Origin of the sequence: Phocaeicola sp. RTP21198st1_B8_RTP21198_201120, assembly GCF_040929485.1 — a bacterium.
Taxonomy (GTDB): domain Bacteria; phylum Bacteroidota; class Bacteroidia; order Bacteroidales; family Bacteroidaceae; genus Phocaeicola; species Phocaeicola dorei.
In genome coordinates, this window is record NZ_JBCOCI010000151.1 from 1 (window position 1) to 4619 (window position 4619).

The window sequence follows — 4619 nt, forward strand, 5'->3', positions numbered from 1 at the left end:
GCCACAATGGCAGAATTCTGCAACTTCAATGTTCCCGAAGCTGCGTTGCGGGGATTAGCGAACAACGGTTCTTCGCGGGCTTCTCGTTCTTTGTTCAATTCCTCAAACACCACCCAAGGCATCAAAATCTCCCCACGAATTTCAAATGCTTCAGGATACCCCTTTCCATGCAACACCAAAGGGATACTGCGGATGGTCTTCACATTGCCTGTCACATCATCTCCTTGCACGCCATCACCACGCGTCACAGCACGCAACAATTTCCCGTTCTCGTAAGTCAGCGAAATAGAAGTACCATCGTATTTCATTTCACAACAAATCTCAAAATCTTCGTTCAAGGACTTCTTTACCCTGTCATAAAACTCGGTTACTTCCGTTTCCGAATAGGTGTTAGTCAATGAAAGCATGGGATATTTATGTACCACCTGCATGAAGTTTTTGTTTATATCACTTCCCACACGCATACTGGGCGAGTTCTCATCTCTATGTTCCGGATGTTTTTCTTCCAGATCCTGAAGTTCACGCATCAGCTTGTCAAACTCCTGGTCTGTAATCTCAGGCGCATTCAATACATAATAATTATAGTTATGTCGATGAAGCTCCTCGCGCAATTGGTCTATTCTTTCTATTTCTGTCATATATATAAAGGTAGTTTTCCCGCAAAAATAGCTATTTTTTGAATGAAAAACACCTTCCGGCAAAGAGGAATTTGCTACTTTTGCAAAAAATAACCGAATATGAGAATAGACATCATTACCGTTTTACCCGAGATGCTGGAAAGCTTCTTCAACTGCTCTATCATGAGCCGTGCGCAGAAAAAAGGAATTGCAGAAATACATATACATAATTTACGCGATTATGCATACGACCGTTATCGCAAAGTAGATGATTATCCCTTCGGTGGATTTGCCGGTATGGTGATGAAGATTGAACCAATAGACCGATGCATCTCAGCTTTGAAAGCAGAACGCGAGTACGATGAAATTATATTTACATCTCCAGATGGAGAACAGTTTAACCAGCCGATGGCCAACTCACTTTCACTCGCAAAGAATTTAATTATTCTATGTGGTCATTTTAAGGGTATAGACTATAGAATACGTGAACATTTCATTACGAAAGAAATCAGTATCGGTGACTATGTTTTGACAGGTGGGGAGTTGGCTGCCGCCGTTATCGCCGATGCCGTAGTTCGTATTATTCCCGGGGTCATTTCTGACGAACAATCGGCATTGTCCGATTCTTTTCAAGATAATCTGTTAGCAGCTCCTGTATATACCCGTCCTGCAGAATACAAAGGATGGCAAGTTCCCGATGTGTTGTTATCCGGACACGAGGCAAAGATTAAAGAATGGGAGCTTCAGCAGTCATTAGAAAGAACACAGCGGCTAAGACCCGATTTGCTAAAATAAAAAATATATATAAAAAATAAAGAGATAAAAGCCTTATGATGAACATGGCTTTTACCTCTTTGCTTTTGTTTATATCATACCTGAAAAGATGTTCTCTCTTTAATATAACCTAAGTCCATCTTCCTTTTCCTTATATATTGATAAAGCTTTTTCAAGTGTTTTTCTACTCCATTTTTTCAAAAACAAGCCATTTCATCGAAAAAAAATAATTGAAGTTATCATTTTATACCCATGCAATAAGTTGTAACAACAACCATTTTTATACTCGTTCTATCTAGAGAAGGTTATAAAAAAGGCCCTGCAAGAAATGCTTCAATTTATTCATCTACACTCTCGCAGGGCTATAATTTAAAAGATAAAATTTTCAGATTTCTAAAGCGCCTATTATATCTTTTACAGATGTATATCCATGACGTTCCAAATAGTCATTTATTCCTTCTGAAACTTTGACAGTAATAGCTGGGTCTATGAAGTTGGCAGTACCTATCTGTATTGCGGTGGCACCTGCCAACATAAACTCCACAGCATCCTTCCAGCCCATGATCCCCCCTAGTCCAATGACAGGAATATTTACTGCTTTAGCGACTTGCCATACCATACGCAATGCGATTGGTTTCACAGCTGCACCACTCATGCCGCCGGTAATAGTGGAAAGTACAGGCCGACGCTTTTCAGCATCGACAGCCATCCCCAGCAGGGTATTGATCAGAGATACACTGTCCGCACCGGAAGCCTCGGCCGCACGTGCTATTTCTGTGATGTCTGTCACATTGGGAGATAATTTTACGATCAGCGTCTTTTTATACACATTACGTACAGCTTTTACAACCTCGGAACACCCGCATGCGGAAACCCCGAAGGCCATACCGCCCTGCTTTACATTAGGGCATGAGATATTCAATTCTATAGCGGGAATATTATCCAGATCATTGATGATTTCGGCAGTCTTCACATAATCCTCTACAGCAGATCCGGATACATTAACGATCATATTAGTATGGATATCCCTTATCTGTGGATAGATATGTTCAACAAAATAATCTACCCCTTTATTCTGTAACCCTACCGCATTAAGCATCCCCATAGGGGTCTCTGCCATACGTGGGTAAGGATTACCCTCACGATGATGAAGGGTAGTCCCTTTTACAATGATGCCACCAATTTTTTCGAGGTCTACAAAGTCCTCAAATTCTTTTCCGTATCCAAAGGTACCCGATGCTGTCATAACCGGGTTACAAAGCTTTAAATCGCCGATATTTACACTTAAATCTGCCATAATAGTTTCTTTATATTAAATACAGGACCCTCTTTACAAACACACAAATGCCCTTCGTCCGTGTTCTCCACACAGCATAAGCATGCACCGACACCACAAGCCATCCTATTTTCCAGTGAAACCTCACATTCTATTCCATGAACTTTGGCGTATTTAGCTACCGAAATCATCATGGGTTTTGGACCACAGGTGTATATCATATCAAACCGATCTGTATGCAAGATGCTATGCTGTGTCACATAGCCTTTCTCGCCCATACTTCCATCTTCAGTTGTTGTATACACCTTACCTAATTTCTCAAAATACTCCAGCTGCAACAGATCTTTGGATGAACGTGCGCCTAGCAGGAAAGCAGGCGTACATCCCATTTTCACTAACTCAGCACCGAGCATCAACATCGGGGCGGTACCCACACCACCGCCAACCAGTAGCGGCTTTACCTTTGTCACATTCCGGGGCATTGTAAATCCATTGCCGAGAGGCATCACCACATTAACAATATCTCCTTGTTTCACAGTGGCTAGTTTGCGAGTGCCATCGCCAACTAATTGCACCAGGAACCAAACTTCATTGGTTGTTTTATCCACATAATTAATAGAAATAGGACGGCGGAGAAAAGTTGTATTGGAACCGTCAATACGTATCTCAGCAAACTGACCCGGCAGCATCTCGGGCAATGGGTTGGCATGAGTCAATTTTATCAGAACATAATTGGCATGCAATTTTATGTTCTGTGTAACCACAAGGTCTAAAATATATTTTTTCATGAAATAAAATTGGGTAAATTCATTTTCTATGCAAAGATACACGAATTTACCCAAATCTTATTCTACTAACCGGCATTTTAGTGCATTCCCACCCTAATTTTCAGGCTTGAACGTTTCATAAGTCCCATTATCAAAGAATATTCTTATTTCAGTGATTTTTTTGGCAGGTATTTCCACATACTTAATTTCCTCACGCACAATCTCTTTAGGAGAATAAAGTGGTGTTTTAACCTCATTTTCCTTGCGATATTCCGGAGAAACTGGACGTTCGGGCGTAAATAATGAATTCTCATCAAACAAAGAAGGCGTATAATGAATGTTATTGTCTGAATCAACATCCGTTTCCATTTGTCCTTCACCATAGAGTAACCAGTCTAAACTGATATAGTCACACGCTTTGTGTATTTTCATGACGACTTCCAAGCTAGGATTATTCCTACCACTAAGAATATGGGAAAGAGAGGAAGGTGAAATTCCAATCTTCTCTGCAAATTGAGCTGCAGTCATATCTTCTTTCTGGATTATTTGAGCGATTCTTTCCTTCATTTACAAAAGTATAAGGCAAAATTTACAGATACAAAAGTAATTAATATAATTCATAAATGCAAATTTACAATATGGAAATGTATATCTTACAAAAGTAAAGTATGAGTATATTATTGGAAATAAATTAAGATTTACACACGTAAACCGCTCCTAAAAATACTATAATTATCACTTTATGCATGACTATATAAAATACTGATTATCTATAATATATACACAACAAAAATGATATATTTACAAATAAATATGATTATATAAGCAAATAAAATGCATACAAGTTATTAACCACTTTATCGACAAGATATAAAACACTGGTTTCAAGCATATTATCGTAATAAAATAAGAGATAAATAATTATTCATATACATTTATATATGTAATCTTCACTCTTGACTACTACCTTGTTTATATTTGTATTATTTACATTGTTAAACCTGCAAAGCTTATAATATCTCCTATATTAGGAAAGTTTACAGATGTAAGATTACAAAATTAAATTATAATTATTTCTAAAAGTGAATTTTCTCTGTTTTACGCTCCAGCTTGATCCTATGAATATTTTGTTTTCCTATTTTACAAGTATCAATGTATTTTTCATGGTAAAGACAAGAACTCCCC

5 protein-coding genes are annotated in these 4619 nt (G+C 38.4%); 1 reads left to right on the forward strand and 4 read right to left on the reverse strand.

From position 1 onward, the window contains the following. The coding region (locus AB5935_RS23500) for a DNA ligase LigA-related protein (RefSeq protein ID WP_410525540.1) at positions 1-638 on the reverse strand (638 nt) is incomplete at its 3' end. A gap of 99 nt (positions 639-737) precedes the next feature. Here AB5935_RS23500 and trmD point away from each other — a divergent pair. After that, positions 738-1412 carry a tRNA (guanosine(37)-N1)-methyltransferase TrmD gene (gene trmD, locus AB5935_RS23505; protein WP_007835380.1) on the forward strand — a complete coding sequence of 225 codons (675 nt, stop codon included), beginning with the start codon at positions 738-740 and terminating at the stop codon, positions 1410-1412. 364 nt (positions 1413-1776) lie between these two features. Here the strand turns inward: trmD and AB5935_RS23510 are convergent, their stop codons facing one another. The 3 genes from AB5935_RS23510 to AB5935_RS23520 form a co-directional block, all read right to left on the reverse strand. Next, a complete protein-coding gene (locus tag AB5935_RS23510; protein WP_007835379.1) occupies positions 1777-2688 on the reverse strand; it encodes a dihydroorotate dehydrogenase in 912 nt (303 codons plus the stop codon). Beyond that, entirely contained in the window at positions 2676-3455 is a 780-nt protein-coding gene (locus AB5935_RS23515; RefSeq protein ID WP_007835378.1) for a dihydroorotate dehydrogenase electron transfer subunit, read from the reverse strand. Before AB5935_RS23515 ends, AB5935_RS23510 begins: the two co-directional genes overlap by 13 nt. A gap of 93 nt (positions 3456-3548) precedes the next feature. Further along, the gene (locus AB5935_RS23520) at positions 3549-3962 is read right to left on the reverse strand and encodes a helix-turn-helix domain-containing protein (RefSeq protein WP_007843012.1); all 414 of its coding nucleotides are present in this window, start codon (positions 3960-3962) and stop codon (positions 3549-3551) included. Positions 3963-4619: the final 657 nt, after the last annotated feature.